Genomic DNA, 18,122 nt, shown 5'->3' on the forward strand with positions numbered 1-18,122 from the left:
CACCCGATGGAAATTATTGTACAAAAATTCGGCGGCACTTCCGTTAAGGACATGGCCGCACGTAAACAAGCCTTGAAACACGTCCAGTACGCGGTCGACCAAGGTGATAAAGTAATCGTCGTTGTTTCCGCCATTGGCCGTAAAGGAGCGCCCTACGCGACCGACTCATTACTTGGTTTAGTCGGCGCGGACCAGTCTCGGCTCACTAATCGAGAATTAGACATGCTCGTTTCCGTTGGTGAAACCATTTCAACGGCAGTCTTTACCGAACTCGCCCGTGAACAAGGCCTCAACGTGACGGCCATGACCGGACACGACGCGGGAATTGTCACTAATGATGATTATCAAAACGCAAAGATTTTGCGCGTTGACCCTAAACCGATTAAAGACGCCTTCGTCGATGCCGACGTGGTTGTCGTAACTGGTTTTCAAGGCGCAACCGAAAATGGTCGCATCACAACGATTGGTCGCGGCGGTTCCGATACTTCCGCTGCCATTCTTGGTGCGGCTTTACACGCTAAACGGGTCGACATCTTTACCGACGTTAACGGCATGATGACGGCTGACCCCCGCTTGGTCACCCACGCGCGCTTCATTAAGAGTATCAGTTATGAAGAACTCGCCAACATGGCCCACGAAGGTGCAAAAGTTATTCATCCCCGCGCGGTTGAAATTGCTGAACAAGCCCACGTTCCAATGCGGATTCGGTCTACTTATCAAGAACCGGACGCCCTTGGAACGTTGGTCAGTGACCGCACAACAACGAAGATCGAACACTACCGGACCGTTACCGGGATCGCGCACCAAACTGATTTAACCCAGTTTACCGTGCCAACCGATACATTAAGTTCGAGCGAAATCTTCCAGTTGATGGCGCAACACGGGTTAAGCGTTGATTTTATCAACATTACGCAACACCAAGTTGTCTTCAACTTAGTGGACGGCGACGCAACCGTTGCCAAAGACTTACTCACCAACGCCCACGTTACCTGTCAGGCCATTGGTCACTGTGCCAAGGTTTCAGTCGTTGGTGCCGGAATCACTGGGACGCCCGGTGTTACGGCCCGGATCGTAACGGCCTTGAGTACGCAAAACATTGACATTTTACAATCGACTGACAGTTACACCACAATTTGGGTGTTAGTCAAAGAAGCCGATTTAAAACCAGCCATGAACGCGTTACATGACGAATTTTTAGGCATTGAATAAATTCATACTAATGAAGCGTAGCCGCATCTTACTGAATCAGTAATGTGCGGCTACGCTTCATTTTTATCCAACTGACTTAACAAACCACTGCTTTAAATCTGGCCCTTTACGCCCTACCTCGACAATTCGCTTATTTGCATGTATTCTAGAAACAGTTATTTACGGATTCTATTGAAAAGGACGTAACTAAAATGAAAGCAAGCGTATTAATTAATAGTTTAAAATTTAAGCAAGTTAAACCCGCCTTGCAAGATGACTTTGACGTCACCATGCTGACACAGGATACCCGGGAAGTTAAACCCGGCACCATGTTCATCTGTGTTGACGGATACCACGTTGACGGCCACGATTTAGCTGGTCAAGCCGTGGAAAAAGGCGCGAAGATTCTCGTCGCACAAAAGCCCATCGATGTGAACGTCCCCGTTATCTATGTGCAAAATACGGAACGGGCCATGGCTATCTTAGCGGACGTCTTCTACGACGCACCGAGCCAAAAGATGCGGATGATTGGGGTCACCGGGACTAACGGAAAGACCACCGTCACCCACCTGATTGAACAAATCTACCGGGACCAACAACAGGCTACCGGTTTAATTGGAACGATGTACCGCAAGATCAAGGATGAAAAGTTACCAACGGCAAATACGACCCCGGATGCTATTACTACCCAACGGACACTTGCCGCAATGCGTGACGCTAACGTGGAGACCGTTGCCATGGAAGTATCCTCAATCGCCCTCGTGCTTGGACGGGTTTGGGGCATCGACTACGACATTGCCGTCTTCACCAACCTCACCCAAGATCACTTGGACTTCCATAAAACCATGGCTAACTACGCCGAAGCTAAGGCCATGTTATTTGCCCAATTAGGTAACAAGTACGGCGCTAATGGGACCAACAAAGTTGCCGTCCTCAACACTGACGATCCAGTGGGCCGCGAATTTGAACAGTACACCGCCGCGCACGTCTTAACGTTTGGGCTCAAACCAGACGCCATGATTAACGCGCAAAACGTTCAAATTCAGAGTCACGGTACTGAATTTGACCTTTCCGTCTTCGGTCACGTCACCCACGTCACCATGAAGCTCATCGGGCAATTCAACGTCTACAACATGTTGGCCGCCTTTTCAGCCGCATACGCGAGTGGGATTCCCGAAGAACAAATCATCGCTTCCCTTGAAAAAGTCACCGGGGTCAAGGGCCGTTTTCAAGCCGTGCCTTCACATACCGGCGTCAGTGTCATTGTGGATTACTCACACACACCAGATGGCCTGTTAAACGCACTTGAAACCATTCAAGACTTCGCTAAAAAAGATATTTACTGCGTTGTGGGTTGTGGTGGTGACCGTGACAAGGGCAAACGACCGAAGATGGCTAAAATTGCCGTTCAACGTAGCACTAAACCAATCTTCACTTCGGATAACCCCCGGACAGAAGACCCAACGGCCATTCTTCACGACATGGTCGCCGGCGTTCCGGATGCTGGTGTTCCCGTCTATGAAGACCGTCACGTGGCGATTGCAAAGGCCATCGAAGCGGCCCAACCAGGCGACGTTGTCTTAATTGCTGGTAAGGGTCACGAAGATTACCAGATCATCGGTCGCACTAAGCACCACTTCGACGACTACGAAGAAGCTGCAAAGGCGTTGGCATTGAAGCCAACCATCAACTAGTAATAATAATTCCAATCATATAAAATAGTCCCAGTTCGAAGCCAAGTCTGACTTTGAACTGGGACTATTTTTAATTATATTCACAGTACTAATTATGCTTAAACTATCCGCTCCGCCGGACAGGGTTGGGTGCTATGGGGGACAGTTCCAGCCACAGGACGGTCTGGAACCTCGAGTCAAAGCCGACAATTCACGTCTTTGACTCGCCCCGCAAGATTGGCGCAAAATTCCCCCGCCAATCTTGCCGACACAGCACACCAGCCCTGTCCGACTCCGCTAAAACTAACTATATTGTTGTTAGTTCAGTCGGGTACTCGGAGGGTGACGCTGATGACATCGGTCGTGACGGTGGTGTTAGCGCGGCGCTTTTTTCTGCCGAGCTTAAACCACGGACAGTCCGGGATAGTTGCGTTTTTTGCAGCTATTCCGGGCGAGGGGCTAGACCGCTCTCCAGGCTAGCCCCGGTCCCACGACCGTATGTTATCAGCGCCAACCGGACTGGTTTTTAGTCATCTACCCGACTACAAGTAACTGGTTTCGTTCCAGCGCTTAATCGTGAAGTTTTGGTTATCGTACGTTTCTAAGACCGTTAAACTATCGTTGTCAACGATTCCCGTTCCGACTGTCTGACCGTTTACGACGAACGGCTGACGCAGGTCTTTGACCGCAACGTTCAACAATGCTTTAATGCCAAAAGTAGTGGTTAAGCCGTGTGAAACGATCAAAATCGGTAAGGGACTGTCCAAGCCGACCGTTGCGACGGCATCGTGAATCGCTGCCGTCACCCGGTTTAAAAATTCTGGGTAGCTCTCACCACCAGTAGATAACTCAGGTTGATACTTTTCTGGTTGATTAACACATACGTCATACTGCTCATGTGGCTCAACCGTCGCCTCAATTTGACCTTCCCACTTGCCAAAATCCATTTCTTTCAGCCGTGAATCCAGTGTAATTTCATCCTGCCAGCGATTAGGCGCTACCACGTACTTGGCCGTGTTTAATGCCCGTAGCTGGGGACTACTGTACACTCTGGCAAAGCGAACGTCCTTTAAATACGCTCCGGCCCGCTTGGCACCATCAATGCCACTTGCAAGCAATGGCGAATCACAGCCACCGCCCTGAAAGCGGTGCTCGACGTTATACTTCGTCTGACCATGGCGAATAAAATAAAGTTCCATTTCATTTCCTCCGTTCAGAGGTTACTTCAGAAAACTAGTTTCGTTCCATTTTTTCAAACTAAAATGTTCGTTATCTGTCGTTTCAATGACCGTTACACTGCCATTATCCACAATGCCGTTGCCAATCGTCTTCATTAACTGGCCATTCATATAAAACGGATCACGTAGCTGTGCGACCGGCACGCCGAGCAAAGTCTTGACCGTCATCGTCGTGACTAACCCATGTGCAACGACTAGTAAGGGGAGCGGGTTATCAGTTCCAGCCGCGGCCACGATTTTACGAACCGCCGCCGTTGTCCGGGCTACAAACGCCGCGTAACTTTCGCCACCACCAGCTTGGCTAGGGTCGTATTTCCCCGGTTGTTTTAACAGAACTTGCGCGTAAGCCCGTGGTTGTACCTCATTTTCGGCCTGTCCGTCCCAGGCGCCAAAGTCGAACTCTTTAAAACCAGGTTCGACGGTAATCTCCGGTTGCCACTGATTTGCAGCCACCACGTATTTCGCCGTATCCATTGCCCGCTTTTGCGGACTGCTATAAACTTTGGCGAAACGCGTATCAGCTAGATACTTGCCAGCAGCTTGTGCATCAACGATTCCGTCCGGTAGTAACGGTGAATCGGAACGACCACCCTGAAAACGGTGTTCCAGGTTGAACTGCGTCCGGCCGTGCCGAACAAAATAAATTTGCATGGGACTTCATCCTTCCAACGATCATTATTCTTCTCTATTCTACCCGTGTTCCTTAAATTGATAAAGTATCCGCTTACGCGTGGCCCGTAAAAATTACTGAATAACAAATAAGGGCAGTCCCACGTATTGATCGTAAGACTGCTCTGATAATAGTTTCAACTTAAAAATTTAGGCTTCGGTAGCCCCTTCAGTAATCGGTTTGACCATGTGTTCATACGGATGCACGCCAATCATTAGCTGACCGTCAACGGTGAACCCTTGACGGTGGTATAACTTGGCTGCACGAGGATTGCCGTCGTCAACGTTCAAACTGAGTTTGGCAGCACCCAAACCACTAACCAGCTTCGGTAACGCCGTTAATAACTGACTGCCGACACCGTGACCCTGCACTTTGGGGTCCACGGCCAACATGCTTAGGTACCATTCTCCAGGACGTGCTTCACCACCTAATTCCAGTGGCGCCGTAAAACCGGATTGTTCGCCAGAGACATGCTTTAACAAGTTGTTGACCGCAACCTCATTATGAGCTGGGTGACCAAACACGACCCCAACGACCTTATCTTTAAGGGTCGCCACGAACGTTTGCGCTAACCCATCGAGATTTTCCGGCAACGAATAGAGCTTGGTTAACATGTCTAGCAAGTCAGCCTCACTAACATCCTTTAACACCGGCATCTCCATGTCCCGATAAATCATTGCAATCAACGGTGCAATCTGTGCGCCATCTTGTGGTTGTGCTTTGCGAATCTGCATACTCATTATTAACCTCCGTCGTTTTTTCTACCCTAACAAACCTTTCGATGCATCGTCAATCTTTTAGCTTGCCCTGATTGCGGCGATGCTCGACCGTCATCACCCAGGTCGTCACTGGTACGGTCAAAATAACCCCCATCAGAGAAAACAAAACCATGATGACTTCCGCGACAAAAATCTTATTATTGATCACACTACCAAAGGAGTAATGTAACCCTGAAAACCAAATAAAAAGCGCCAAAAAGCCCCCGAAGAAGCCGAAGAACAACGTGTTAAACGTCGTCCCAATAATTTGCTTACCAACACTAATCCCATCAATATAGAGGCGCTTAGTTGTCACCTGCGGATGTTGTTCGATAATTTCACTCAATCCAGCCGCAATGGCAATGCTGGCTTCCGCAATCGCACCGAGTGTGCTCAGAATGGCTTCTGTCACCGCGACCCCGACAAACGAAACACCGATCGTTAGCGACATGCCTTCCAAATCTTCACTGTCTTCTAAGCTAAAGCCCTGCGCCATGATCCAGTGCTCGACCGGAAAAATAATGAGAATTAACACGACCATTACGATGAGTGCGGCGATATAAGCCGTTTTGGCTGCCAGTTCATTGTCTTCGCCAAAGAAGATCGTGAAGGCCAAGATAATCGTGCCGATGACTAGTGAGACGCCCATCGCTGGAAAGCCCCACGAGATCAGGACGACCGCTAGAAATAGCAGGCCAAAGTTAAAAATCAAACTGAGAAAGGCGGTCGCGCCGGTTTTGCCACCGATGATCGTCATCAAAATAAATAATACCAAGCCTAAAACCGTAATCGTACTCATGATGGCTTCACTTCCTCCCCTGGCATCAGCCGACTAGCCAGCCAGCTTGCCACCGGAATCGCCAAAACAATCCCAATCCCAGAAATCAAACTCTGGACCATTCCAAGGGACATGTTCATCGTGAAAGTGTAGCCCCAATTATTGCCGTTTCGCAAATAGAGCAACGTCATCGCAAACGTATCCGCCATAAAAATTAGGAACAAAACGTTGATGAGCGGTCCCATGATTGAATGGCCAATTTGCAACCCAGATTTAAAGATCTGGTTAGGTTCAATGTCTGGTCGTTCCGTCTTCAACTGAAAGAGCGAGGCCACGATATCCGTCGACTCGTCCATCACGGCACCCAGCGACCCTAAAATCGTTTCAACTAAAAATAGGGGACGCGGAACTTGGGTGACGTACTGCATCGATTCATAAGTCACGCCGCGTTCATGCGTCACCGCAAACACGGTCAGACTAATCACGACAGCCAGGCCGGTTCCAGCTAAGGTTGCGCCAAAGGTGACCCACATTTGCCGGCCCCATCCCAGGACGAGCCACAAGGTCAACGCCGCAAAAATAACGGCGAGAATCCCGAATAGCGTATAGACGTGCCCACCGTTCGTCGCCAAATCAATTTGGATGGCGGCGTAGAATAGCGCCGCGTTTAAGGCCACGCTCAAAAAGGCCATAAAACCACTAAATCGCATAATTAATAGTAATAAGGCAAACGCTATCCAGACGACAAACGCTAACGCCGTATCCCGTTTTAAGCCCTGAATCGTGACCGCGCTGTGCCGATTGGCCGGAATCCGAACGAAGACCTGATCCCCGCGCCGGTAAGCTTGGTCCATCGCACCGGATTGCGTATAACTGTTTTTGATCCGGTAAGTTTGTCCCTGATGCTTGTGGTTCAAGATGCGCACCGTGACGGTCTGGACAGCATCCACATCCTTATTTTCAAACTCATCGGTCGTTTTCGTCCGGCTACTAGCCGTGACGTGCGTAACCTGGGCGACCGTCTGCCGGTAGAAGCCGGCGTTAAAGCGCGTTAGACCCACGCCAATTAGGCCGACCACCACGATAATGATGGTCAGCCACAGGCCCCCGCGTTGTTTTATCCGCTGTTTCAAAATTTCACCCTTTTTCGTTCTATGCTAACTTTAAGCTTAGCACTTCACTACTATCAGCAGTGTTCTAGTCAACCATTCTTTACCAGAAACTAAGCTTCTACTCGAACTCTTAAGGCTTTTAACCAAACTAACTCTTCACTGGCATTGCTCCGTTGCGCAAACTTTAAGCCAGCATCAATCAGTTCAAGCGCGCGCTTAGACTGATGATTGATTTGCCACTCGTACACGGCTTGTAACTTAAAGTTAGCCAGTGGCTCATACCGTTTAAGCAATTGCTGAACGCCAAGATCCTGATACCACCCGATAATTTGGGGCGCCGGATGTTCACTGAACAAGTTCCAATAGAGCGTCGCAGTCATGTAGCGGGCCAAATCGGCTGGCGGCACTAAGTTAAAGCTTGGTTCCAACCGGCTCAACCCCGCTAACAGATCCGGTGTGCTCAGTCCATGCTGTAGTCCCCACTCCAGAATTAAAAAGGCTTGGCGAACGACCAAGTAATTCTGGTTGCCACCGTTACGAGGCATCACGATCATTGCGGCATCCAAATCAGCAACACTGCCAGTTTGCATTTTTAGAGCGGTTGCGGTAGCCGTGACGTATGCGGCCGTCATTGCAGCCGTCGATTCACGGGCGGCTCGAAACTCCTGTGCGGCGGTCGGACGGCCATGAAAGTTCATTGGCAACAGCTGACCAACTTTTAACGTATTTGCCCAGACCCAAATAATAAAAATAAATAACCACAGATTGAAGTCCCAAGTAAACTGCATCATTGTGACTAGACTCAAAACAATTACCAATAAATTAAACAGCCCGCCCCCAAAGCAGTACAGCGCGTGGTTAAATCGTTTAGGATCGACCGGTGGCATTGCAACTAAGTGTGGGTAAGCCGTCAGCGGGCGTTGAAATTTCCAGTGGCCGTCAACTTTACAGAGTTGATACCGAAACCCAACTAGGGCGACGACCCGTGCCCCAATGAGACGGTAGCCAACCCACTGCCCGAGATCATAAATCAAGGTGGAAAGTAATTCACTGGCAATTAGCGCCAACCCTAACCACCCGATTGTGGCAATAAATGATCCAACAACCTGCATTTAAATTCCTCCAACTAAAAATTGATTTTATCGTCATTAATAGGCCCATTATACCAAAATAAGGCGGTCCGTTACGGTTACCCGTAGCGAACCACCCATTCATTTGACCAAACCTTTACTTTTGGCAACGGTCACTGCTCATTAAAAATGCGTCCCCTCGGAATTGAACCGAGATCGCAAGGACCGAAATCTCGCGTGCTATCCGTTACACTAAGGACGCCCGTAATTTCATGTTACCACTTTTTAACGTCGACGATGCTTGACCACGGTGAAAAAGTGCAAAATACTAGCCAACAAAATGTAAAAGATAACGACAAAGGCGCCGTAGTACGTCCAGAAATTAGTAAGTGGAATCAGCCGGCCCAAACCAGCTTCAATCCCCATAGTCAGTAACGCCATAACGGCAATCATGAAGAACAGTTCAACGTAACGTTTCATCGTATTATCATCCCTTTCCACTTTATGAGCCGCCTTTTGGCCCACACGCTCGCCTTCCGCCTGCTTCTTAGGTGTTAACGCCTGCATGCCCCAGGTGTGCGTAATGACGATCTCGCGCAACTTAATGAGACCGCCCATCGTCAAAAACTTGTCCATGGTTTTAAACGCCGCGTCGGTGACCCCGGTCAGGTAGTTTTCAACACCCCCAGCGTAGCAGTCGGTAATTGTAACGTAGTGCTTATTTTTAAACTGATCCGGGACGGCTTCGCCAACAGCGTTATAGCGGGCAATTCGACTACGGAAACAGTCCAAAAAGTTCTTCATGACCCCGGAAAGACCACCTAGATAGGTCGGCGCGGCCAAAACCCACACGTCAGCCGCTTGCAACTTAGCCGCTAATTGGTCTAACTCAGGATTAGGTAACTTATCATGATCCGGAACTAGCGCGTAGTCGTTTAAATTAACTAGTTCCGTTTCAGCACTGGTCGCCGCACCTTTTAACACGGCTTTCAGCATTTGACCCGTGACCCCATCCGGATTATGGGTGCCTAGAATTCCAATGACTTTCACAACCATCCCTCCTTATTCGTTACTTTTATTTTACCGCACTTTTACGTTCAAATACGTATACAAAACGAACGCAAACCATTAAAGTGACTAATGATGTTCACTTTTAACAAAAACGATTGACAATCAATTAAGGTCTTGTTTTAATAAACGTAAGTACAACTTTACCAATCTTGTACAGTCTGTTCGACAACTTGAAGACTTTAAAATAGCCCACCTATTCCGGACTAATACGCAGACGAATAGGATGGCTTTATTGCGACGTTTAGGGCCGCAAACGCCGGGATGGCGTAGTTGTTCACTTTGAGAAACTGCATGCCAGTTTGGCGTACGCACCAATGGGGAACCGTCGTGCAGTCTCTCTAAATTGAAGCCGAAAGGACACAGTTAGATATGGCTAACTATCAAGAATCTGAAGTCGCACTCGCAAAAAGCGCAACTTTAATCAACATTTTTTCTGAGAAGATTCGGCGCCAAATCATCATTGCTCTGGGGAACAGTGACGATGGCCTAAACGTGACGGATATTACCGCCATGGTCAACATTTCGCGCCCCGCCGTCTCACACCACTTGCGTTTAATGCGCGAAGCGGGTGTGATCGACATGCGGAGTAACGGGGTCGAGCACATTTATTTTCTCACCTTGCGTGATCCGTTGAAACAATTGCAAGCAACCTTTGACACTTTAGCGGCCGACACACTCACTGCCGGTGGCAAATAGGCTTAATAAAAAATGGTGTTTCAGAGAGTTTTTCTGAAACACCATTTTTTTCTAATTTAAACTTATATTTTAACAGTCTTGACCAGCTAAATCGGAAACTGCTTCAAATCATCCGGCAACGGCGCTTCAAAGTAGACTTGCGTCTGTTCAAACGGGTCGTAAAAACTCAGGGTAGCTGCGTGCAACGCCTGGCGTTGAATCAACTGTTGATTCCCGCCATACAGCGCATCTCCGAGTAACGGGTGGCCTAGACTCGTCAGGTGGACGCGAATCTGGTGAGTGCGCCCGGTCACCAGTTCTAGCCGGACCCGACTCACATTAGCAGTCGCATTAGTCGCAACCACCTCATACTTAGTCACAGCGTGTTTCCCCGTCGCCATGACTTGACGTCGCGGTGACTCATCTGGTCGGCCAATCGGCTGGTCAATAACCCCTTTAGCTGGTTGAATGGTTCCCTTAATCCAAGCCAAATAAGTTTTATGCAGCGTGGCTTTCAATTGCGGGTCAGCCAGGATACTCTGGGCGACCCGGTGCTTTGCAACTAGCACTAGTCCACTCGTGTCCCGATCCAAACGAGTAATCAAATGGGGCCGCTGATTAGGCGCCTGTTGCGCAATTAAGTACCCCTTGATCCGGTTGACGAGCGTCGCTTCCCGGTCACTGGGGCCCGGAACACTGGTGAGTCCTGCCGGTTTATTGACAACTAACCAATTATCATCTTCAAAAATAACTGCTAAGGGGTCGTTATTAACGGCAATCGCCGGGTCCGGTGCTTCGTTAGCCAGTTGTAAGCCCGCCACGTCGCCGTTACCGACCGTTATGACACCGGTCACCGGGTGATCATTGACAAGAAACTGCCCCTCACCGTGTTTAACGGCCTTGATGAGCCGCATACTGATCCCGTGAGTCGTTAAAAAATGCTTCATGGAAACCGGGGCGCCCCGGTGTTGCCAGACAAATTGCATGTTAAAAATCCTTTCTGAAACTCAGGCTAAAAAATTGCTCTTAGTTGTTGGCGTTTATACCAAATCTTAACAATTATGTTTATACAAGCATGGTATAGTTAGGTCATTATAATGCCATAATTTGGGGGAATTAATGATGCATTTTCCACGTCGTTCTGAGTGGTATTACCTGACACTCAGCTTGGTCATTCTTGGGGGAATTGGACTGGCCTTCTTCATGATCACCAACCGCTTCAATGCCGATCGCACCGACACTAAGGCATCACCAACCACCGTCATTACGCGGGCCAAATCCCGGCAGCACAGGACAAAACATACCGGCAAACCACTGCCAACGGTTGTCAAAAACACCAATATCGATCAATACCTGACTAAGTTACACTTTTCAGGCACCGCCCTAGTCGTTCGCAATCACCAGGTGATTTTACGAAAAGCGTACGGCGAACGCGACCGGACAGCTAAAACGCCCAATGAAACCACGACGCCTTACTACATTGGATCAGCTCAAAAAGCCATCATTGCGACCGCAATTTTACAATTACAAGATCATCACAAACTAAAGGTGACCGATCCAATTGCAACTTACTTCCCGGACTTTCCTAACGGTCATAAAATCACGTTAAAAAACTTGTTAAACCACACTTCCGGCATCGTCGGCCATCACGAAACCAGTACGGCGATGACGCCCGCCGCCCTCGTTAAGGATATCGAAAAACAAGGGATTCGCGCTCAACCCGGTCAGTGGCATTACCTTGATAGTAACTACACGGTGCTCGCCTACTTGGTGGAGAAGCTGAGTGGCCAATCGTTGATGACTTATTTACAAAAAAACATTTTCCAACCGGCGGGAATGACCGAGACTGGCACTTACCAGACCTTTGATCAGATTCCCAACCATTCCGTCGGTTACCAGGTCAAAAACGGCCACTACGTTCATCCCCAACTAGGCGACTTATCGCAGCTGTTCGGCGTTGGTAATCTTTACATGCCGGTCGACGACATGTACCGGTTCGACCACGCCCTGATGACGGGCCACCTCATTTCAAAGGAAGCGCGTAAGGCCATGTTTACGCCCGGCAGCTCGTCGACTTACGGTATGGGCTTTTATTGTAATCCCGGCAGTTATAGCAGCCACGGGATCGTTAGCGGCTGGAACGTCGCTAATAGCTTTAGTCCCAGCGGGCTAACGTACGTCGTCATCATGACGAACATTCAAAATAACATTACTTCATTCGGCCACGTCACTGGTAATATTTACGGCCTGTTGAACCAAGCTGACGCTGATACAGCCAATAACCCCGCCAAAAACTAAGCTGGAGTATCGGAAGGCGCTTCGTGCGCCGCAGCCCGAATCGTTGCCATAAAGGTTTCGCCATACTTTTCGAGCTTGCTTTGACCCACACCCCGGACCGTTAAGAACGCCGCGTCCGTTTCAGGCATCACATCACACATTGAATGTAACGTTTTATCAGAGAAAATGACAAACGGTGGCACTTGCTGTTTTTCGGCCAACTGGCGACGCAAGGTTCGTAATTGTTCAAATAACGCACTATTTTCCGGCACGGACTGTTGAACAGTTCGTGCCGTTTTGCGGTAAACTTGCCCCTTACCTTTTAAAATCGTAACGCCCATTTGGGTCACCGATAGCGTTGGGTACTGACCACCAACGGCTTGCAAATAACCCGCCGCCGTCAAGAAATCAATCAGTTCACTGACACTCTTTTGCCGTTGATTAGACATCAGCCCATACGTGGATAGCGTACTCAAGTTGGACTCCCGAATGCGCTGATTATTAGCACCCGTCAAAACTTGGGCGACCACGCCCTTGCCAAACCGTGAGTGCAACCGCACAACGCAGGACAAGACTTTTTGCGCATCGGTCGTAATATCTTGCGCTTCCCGGTCGTCGGTACAGTTACTGCACCGGCCGCACGGCTCCGAAGCTTCCCCAAAGTATTTCAAAATAAACTGCTGGAGACAGCCCTGGGTATTGGCGTACTGCGTCATGACTTGCAACTTATGGTAAGCGCGGTGTTTATGTTCATCGTCCATTTCGGATTCATCAATGAAGAAATGTTGCAGCTGGGTATCGGCCGGCCGAAAAATCAGAATGGCTTCACTCGGCAAGCCGTCTCGACCCGCACGCCCGGCTTCCTGATAATAGGCTTCCAGCGTTCCGGGCACCTGCGCGTGAATCACGAAGCGCACGTTACTCTTATCAATTCCCATCCCAAACGCATTAGTTGCGACCATCACGTCGACCCGATCAAATAAGAAGTCTTCTTGATTTTTACGACGCACATCGTCATCCAACCCCGCATGGTACGGTGCGACCTTAACGTGGTGCTTTTGTAACAAAGTAGTTAAGCGCATGACTTCTTTCCGCGTGCTGGCATAGATAATCCCCGCTTCACCGTGATTGACTTTCAAATAGTCTAAAATATAGCGGTCCGTATCTTGATCCTTAACGACCGTTAAATTTAAATTATCTCGGGCAAAGCCCGTATTGACTTCTCCCTTAGGATCAATCGATAACCGTTGACAAATATCTTGCGCCACTTGTTCCGTAGCCGTTGCGGTCAACGCTAAGACTTGCGGATGGGTCGGTAATTGTTCGATCGCCGTGCTAAGCGCTAAGTAGCTAGGCCGAAAATCGTGGCCCCACTGAGAAATACAGTGCGCTTCATCAATCGCCAATAAGTCAATTGGTAGTTGCCCCAGCGCCCGGATAAAGTAATCTGAATCCAGACGTTCCGGTGCAACGTACAGTAAGGTATAATCCCCTGCACGTAGTTCCTGTAGTCGCTCATTAATCGCTTGGTTGCTCAGCGAACTGTTAATAAAGGTCGCCGCAATCCCGTTGTCATTTAAGGCGTCGACCTGGTCTTTCATTAATGAAATCAGGGGCGAAACGACCACGGTCAATCCCGAAAAAAGTAACGCCGGAATTTGGTAGCACAAAGACTTACCGCCACCCGTTGGCATGATGGCCAGTGTATTTTCACCAGCCAAAACTTGCTCGATGACAGCTTTTTGACCAGGCCGAAATTCATCGTACCCAAAGGTCGTTTTCAATACTTGTTGCGCCGCCGCTAAATCCATCTCCGCACTCCTCTTTCTATGTAATCATTGGTTTCATTTTACAGGGTATCCTAGGCAGATACAACTCAGCTTCTCGAACCCACTATTTCCTATTTACGCCAAATGAAAAAGGAACCGTGACCAAAATCACGATTCCCTTATTATAAAATTGAACACCATCGGCGCATCGTGTCTTTCGCCGAATAATACGACAATTACCAGCTACTCTGAACACGTTTTTTGTATGTAGCCCTACTTAACCTGCTTAGGTCGACCCCGGTGATCAACTAAGCCTTCCATGCCGCCTTGACGATACTTGCGAACCCAAGTATAAACTTGCGGGTAGGAGACGTTAAATTGGTCGGCTGCCTGCTGATAGTTGTTCTCATGGGCCAACGTATACTTTACGATGGCGATTCGTTCTTCTAGCGTTGCGCGTCGTCCACGCTCCATGGCAAGGCCCCCTTTCATTCGTCCAGATTTTATCATACCAAGAGTCACTCAATTTTTATAGCTTTTTTCGCGTAACTTTATCGATTCATTTATTTTTTTAACCAGCACTACCAAACGCTTCGATAACTCAACTGCCAAACTTAATTTTTGATAGTCTACTTTTCAGTTGCAAATTAGAACGTATGTTCGTATAATGTTATCGAGGTGATTTTCATGAATGAACAAAGCTTAACGGTTAACTACGCTAATCAATGTAAAATTTTAAAATACGACCCTTTTATGCTCTACCTAAAAGTAACCCCCGTCACTGATCAGACTCAGCCCATTCACTGCATTGTCGTCAAACACGCCCTAACTTTATTCTACCAATTGCGTCCTGACGCGCGGTTAGCGCTATACGGGCATTACAACCGTCGGCACCAGTTTGTCATTACAAAATTTATGGTGCGGACACCAGTGCAATCATTGGCAAGTTAACGGGCAATCTGCGTACAATGAGCTTACCCAGACCAGAGGAGTGATGTACATGTCGTCAACTTTGACTATGTTGGAACGTCGAATTTCTAACAACCTCAATTGTCTTTACTTACTGAATCGTCCGGTTTATCAAGTTCAAACTGATAAGCGACTCACGCTGGCTAAAGAATATGCCCTAGCCGGTAATGTGACCGCAATCTTTCAGGATGAACAGCAACGGTGTCACATCAGTTTTACGCACCGCAACGAACTCGTCATTGCTGAAAAGAAAGTACTCACTTGCAGTGACGCCAACATATCACCATCATATCACGATTTCTTGCAATCATTCGGTTACGACTTACCTACTGAAGAACCGGTCGGCACCCTCACACCGATCAATCGGCCTAGCATTTTGATGCCTGCAACCATGCTAACTAGCATGCCAGACCACTACATCATTATCGACTGTGAATTTGGCAACCTCTTCCGCCGAACTAGCGCTTCTAATACAATTAACTGGCAAGTCTTCAAGTTTTTAGGACTTAAAACCAACATTTTCCAACTAAGCGCCATCAGTTTTAAGGACCATCGCCAGACCGCTATTTTCTTCAATCGCTATTTTGACAATCCGAACTTCCTACCCGAAAAGAAACTTACCGGTCTAGCAGAAACGGAGCTGGCCCTTCCCGAATATGAACGGCAAGGTGACGCACTCGCAATCATTCAAACGTTTATTTCCCAAGTACTAACGCCACAATTGCCGTTAGTCTTTTGGGATCAGACCCAAGATATCAAATACTTACGGCGCGCCATTGCGACACACTATGCTGAATTAACCCCCAAAGAACAGGCCGTTGTCACTGCCCCCATTACCATCTTCGACGCGCAGGCGTTCACTAATACCATCATCAATCACGGCAACCACAAGTCTGGCTACCACGATCTGCCATTAAACGGTCTCGCCGCGTTATTTAACATTACGAATCCGAACCAACATAACGCCATCTGGGATGTTCAGACAACTGAACTAGTCATGCGTAAAATGACCCACCTATACGCACAGACACCAGTTAAAACCGTGCAACCCGCACCCATCTTTGCCCCGACACCTGCCAGCACGCCAGCGATGCGGACCCGCCAGCAAAGCAAACATGCCAAGTACGCACTCGTCCACAAGTTACACGCCCGGGGCAAGACTTACCGGGAGATTGCGGCGGTGACCGGTATCAGTATTAGCGGCGTCAATTACATTTTAAAAAAGGCAGTAACGACTAGTCCCACAAACGGTGTAACCTCCGGCTTGGAAAGCGTATAATAAGTTTAACAGTACACAAAGGAGTGTTATTAAACTATGGAAAAACGTATCAAGGGCTCTTGCACCACGATTTTAGTCGGTAAAAAGGCCTCAATCGATGGGTCAACCATTATTTCACGCAACGACGACGGGCACGAAGCCCTCGACCCAGAACGGTTAGTCGTCGTCAATCCTGAAGACCAACCTAAGCACTACCAGTCAGTTATCAGTAAGGTTCAAGTAACGTTACCTGACAACCCACTACGGTATACTTCCATTCCTAACTCAATTCTAACCAACGGGACTTGGCCAGCTGCCGGTATCAACAGTGAAAATATCGCAATGTCCGCAACGGAAACCATTACAACCAACTCACGCATTCAAGGTGCCGATCCGTTGGTTGCTGGCGGTATCGGTGAAGAAGACCTAGTCACCTTAGTGCTACCTTACATTCACAGCGCTAAAGAAGGGGTCACCCGTTTAGGCGCCCTCTTAAAAGAATATGGGACTTACGAACCAAACGGGATCGCCTTTTCTGATAAGGACGAAATCTGGTGGTTAGAAACCATTGGTGGGCATCACTGGGCTGCTAAACGCATCCCCGATGACGCTTACGTGGTTGCGCCTAATCGCATGAACATCGATGACTTTGACTTCAACGCTGCTGATACAATGGCTTCTGACGACTTAGAAGACCTGATTGCGACCTATCACTTAAACCCTGACTTTGACCGGGTTAACTTACGCCACATCTTCGGCAGTTCATCCATCAAAGATACCGTTTATAACAACCCCCGGGCTTGGTTCGGTCAGAAATACTTTACACCGGACGTTCAACAAGACCCAATGGAACAAGACTTACCATTCATTTGTCACGCCAACCGCAAGATTTCGATTGAAGACGTGAAGTTTGTCTTGAGTTCCCACTTTGAAAACACGAAGTATGACGTTTATGGGAGTGGCTCTGAAGCCGAAAAGAAGTTATTCCGGCCAATCGGGATCAACCGGAACCACGATGTCCACATCTTACAAATTCGTAACGATGTGCCTGCCGAAATCGCTGGGATTCACTGGTTAGCCTTTGGTGCCAACACCTTCAACACGGTCGTTCCTTTCTACGCTAACGTTAACGATACGCCAGCAAGCTACAAGGACGCGAACGGCACGTTTAACTTAAACGACATGTACTGGCTAAGTTGCACCACTGCTTTGCTTGGTGACACCGACTACGACTTCTACGTTGACATGCGGAACAGCTACGAACTTGAAGCAATGAGTGCCTACCGTAAACTCGAAAACGACACCGACGCTGATTTAAGTAACCACGCTGACACCACCGCCTACTTGGAGGCTGCTAACCAACAACTGGCTGACATTGCCATGAAACTCCAAACCAAATTATTAGGCGAAATGGTCATTGCCGGTTCTGAAAAAATGAAATTACGGTATAATTTGAACGACTAATAAACCGCTCAACGGTGCAGGTTGATCCTGCATTTAAATGGTGATTTCATGAGTGATAATTAATTTAATTTTAATTTTATTGTTTACAATCACAGAAATAGTGCTAATATAAATGGCACAAGATAAAAAACGTAGGAAAGAGGAGTACGATT

The 18,122-nt window shown here is 48.3% G+C and carries 17 protein-coding genes, 1 tRNA gene and 1 other annotated feature (1 of these 19 running past the window's edge); of the genes, 7 read left to right on the plus strand and 11 right to left on the minus strand.

Annotation, left to right across the window (positions count from 1 at the left end; genetic code table 11):
• Window positions 1–6: 6 nt before the first annotated feature.
• Both dapG and IV64_RS00080 read left to right on the plus strand, forming a co-directional pair.
• Window positions 7–1,209: an aspartate kinase gene (gene dapG / locus IV64_RS00075; RefSeq protein ID WP_057705127.1), complete on the plus strand. Its 1,203-nt coding sequence runs from the start codon at window positions 7–9 to the stop codon at window positions 1,207–1,209.
• A gap of 191 nt (window positions 1,210–1,400) precedes the next feature.
• A complete protein-coding gene (locus tag IV64_RS00080) occupies window positions 1,401–2,882 on the plus strand; it encodes a UDP-N-acetylmuramoyl-L-alanyl-D-glutamate--2,6-diaminopimelate ligase (protein ID WP_057705128.1) in 1,482 nt (493 codons plus the stop codon).
• Between the two features lie 521 nt (window positions 2,883–3,403).
• Here IV64_RS00080 and IV64_RS00085 read toward each other — a convergent pair.
• The 8 genes from IV64_RS00085 to IV64_RS00120 all read right to left on the minus strand — a co-directional run bounded on the left by IV64_RS00085 (window position 3,404) and on the right by IV64_RS00120 (window position 9,537).
• Entirely contained in the window at window positions 3,404–4,060 is a 657-nt protein-coding gene (locus IV64_RS00085; RefSeq protein WP_057705129.1) for a histidine phosphatase family protein, read from the minus strand.
• A 21-nt stretch (window positions 4,061–4,081) separates the two neighbouring features.
• Window positions 4,082–4,750, minus strand: coding sequence for a histidine phosphatase family protein (locus IV64_RS00090; protein WP_057705130.1), 669 nt, complete (start codon window positions 4,748–4,750; stop codon window positions 4,082–4,084).
• Between the two features lie 168 nt (window positions 4,751–4,918).
• Complete coding sequence (locus tag IV64_RS00095; RefSeq protein WP_057705157.1) at window positions 4,919–5,503, minus strand: GNAT family N-acetyltransferase; 585 nt, start codon at window positions 5,501–5,503, stop codon at window positions 4,919–4,921.
• Between the two features lie 55 nt (window positions 5,504–5,558).
• Entirely contained in the window at window positions 5,559–6,326 is a 768-nt protein-coding gene (locus IV64_RS00100) for a YibE/F family protein (protein ID WP_057705131.1), read from the minus strand.
• Window positions 6,323–7,441 carry a YibE/F family protein gene (locus IV64_RS00105; RefSeq protein WP_083491513.1) on the minus strand — a complete coding sequence of 373 codons (1,119 nt, stop codon included), beginning with the start codon at window positions 7,439–7,441 and terminating at the stop codon, window positions 6,323–6,325. Before IV64_RS00105 ends, IV64_RS00100 begins: the two co-directional genes overlap by 4 nt.
• 86 nt (window positions 7,442–7,527) lie before the next feature.
• Window positions 7,528–8,529, minus strand: coding sequence for a hypothetical protein (locus IV64_RS00110; protein WP_057705133.1), 1,002 nt, complete (start codon window positions 8,527–8,529; stop codon window positions 7,528–7,530).
• Between the two features lie 148 nt (window positions 8,530–8,677).
• Window positions 8,678–8,749, minus strand: a tRNA-Arg gene (locus IV64_RS00115).
• A 23-nt stretch (window positions 8,750–8,772) separates the two neighbouring features.
• Window positions 8,773–9,537 carry a flavodoxin family protein gene (locus IV64_RS00120; protein ID WP_057705134.1) on the minus strand — a complete coding sequence of 255 codons (765 nt, stop codon included), beginning with the start codon at window positions 9,535–9,537 and terminating at the stop codon, window positions 8,773–8,775.
• A gap of 390 nt (window positions 9,538–9,927) precedes the next feature.
• Between IV64_RS00120 and IV64_RS00125 the strand changes: the two genes are divergently transcribed.
• The gene (locus IV64_RS00125; RefSeq protein ID WP_057705135.1) at window positions 9,928–10,254 is read left to right on the plus strand and encodes an ArsR/SmtB family transcription factor; all 327 of its coding nucleotides are present in this window, start codon (window positions 9,928–9,930) and stop codon (window positions 10,252–10,254) included.
• An 86-nt stretch (window positions 10,255–10,340) separates the two neighbouring features.
• Here IV64_RS00125 and IV64_RS00130 read toward each other — a convergent pair whose 3' ends face one another.
• Window positions 10,341–11,219, minus strand: a complete 879-nt coding sequence (locus IV64_RS00130; RefSeq protein WP_057705136.1) for an RluA family pseudouridine synthase — start codon at window positions 11,217–11,219, stop codon at window positions 10,341–10,343.
• 133 nt (window positions 11,220–11,352) lie between these two features.
• Between IV64_RS00130 and IV64_RS00135 the strand changes: the two genes are divergently transcribed.
• Window positions 11,353–12,531 carry a serine hydrolase domain-containing protein gene (locus IV64_RS00135; RefSeq protein ID WP_083491514.1) on the plus strand — a complete coding sequence of 393 codons (1,179 nt, stop codon included), beginning with the start codon at window positions 11,353–11,355 and terminating at the stop codon, window positions 12,529–12,531.
• On the opposite strand, the gene recQ is transcribed toward IV64_RS00135, so the two are convergent.
• The gene (gene recQ, locus IV64_RS00140; RefSeq protein WP_057705137.1) at window positions 12,528–14,321 is read right to left on the minus strand and encodes a DNA helicase RecQ; all 1,794 of its coding nucleotides are present in this window, start codon (window positions 14,319–14,321) and stop codon (window positions 12,528–12,530) included. The genes IV64_RS00135 and recQ overlap by 4 nt on opposite strands.
• A gap of 231 nt (window positions 14,322–14,552) precedes the next feature.
• Window positions 14,553–14,753: a helix-turn-helix domain-containing protein gene (locus IV64_RS00145; RefSeq protein ID WP_057705138.1), complete on the minus strand. Its 201-nt coding sequence runs from the start codon at window positions 14,751–14,753 to the stop codon at window positions 14,553–14,555.
• Between the two features lie 213 nt (window positions 14,754–14,966).
• Here IV64_RS00145 and IV64_RS00150 point away from each other — a divergent pair, with 213 nt between their 5' ends.
• Genes IV64_RS00150 through IV64_RS00160 form a run of 3 tightly spaced genes read left to right on the plus strand, consistent with a single transcriptional unit; the run spans window position 14,967 to window position 17,970 of the window.
• Entirely contained in the window at window positions 14,967–15,230 is a 264-nt protein-coding gene (locus IV64_RS00150; protein ID WP_057705139.1) for a hypothetical protein, read from the plus strand.
• A gap of 49 nt (window positions 15,231–15,279) precedes the next feature.
• On the plus strand, window positions 15,280–16,527 hold the full coding sequence (locus IV64_RS00155) for an RNA polymerase sigma factor sigma-70 region 4 domain-containing protein (protein WP_157060956.1): 1,248 nt from the start codon (window positions 15,280–15,282) through the stop codon (window positions 16,525–16,527).
• Window positions 16,528–16,563: 36 nt separating this feature from the next.
• Window positions 16,564–17,970 carry a C69 family dipeptidase gene (locus IV64_RS00160; protein ID WP_057705141.1) on the plus strand — a complete coding sequence of 469 codons (1,407 nt, stop codon included), beginning with the start codon at window positions 16,564–16,566 and terminating at the stop codon, window positions 17,968–17,970.
• 123 nt (window positions 17,971–18,093) lie between these two features.
• Window positions 18,094–18,122: a binding site (T-box leader), on the plus strand (it continues 224 nt past the right edge of the window).

Source organism: Lactiplantibacillus xiangfangensis, from assembly GCF_001438845.1.
Lineage (GTDB): Bacteria > Bacillota > Bacilli > Lactobacillales > Lactobacillaceae > Lactiplantibacillus > Lactiplantibacillus xiangfangensis.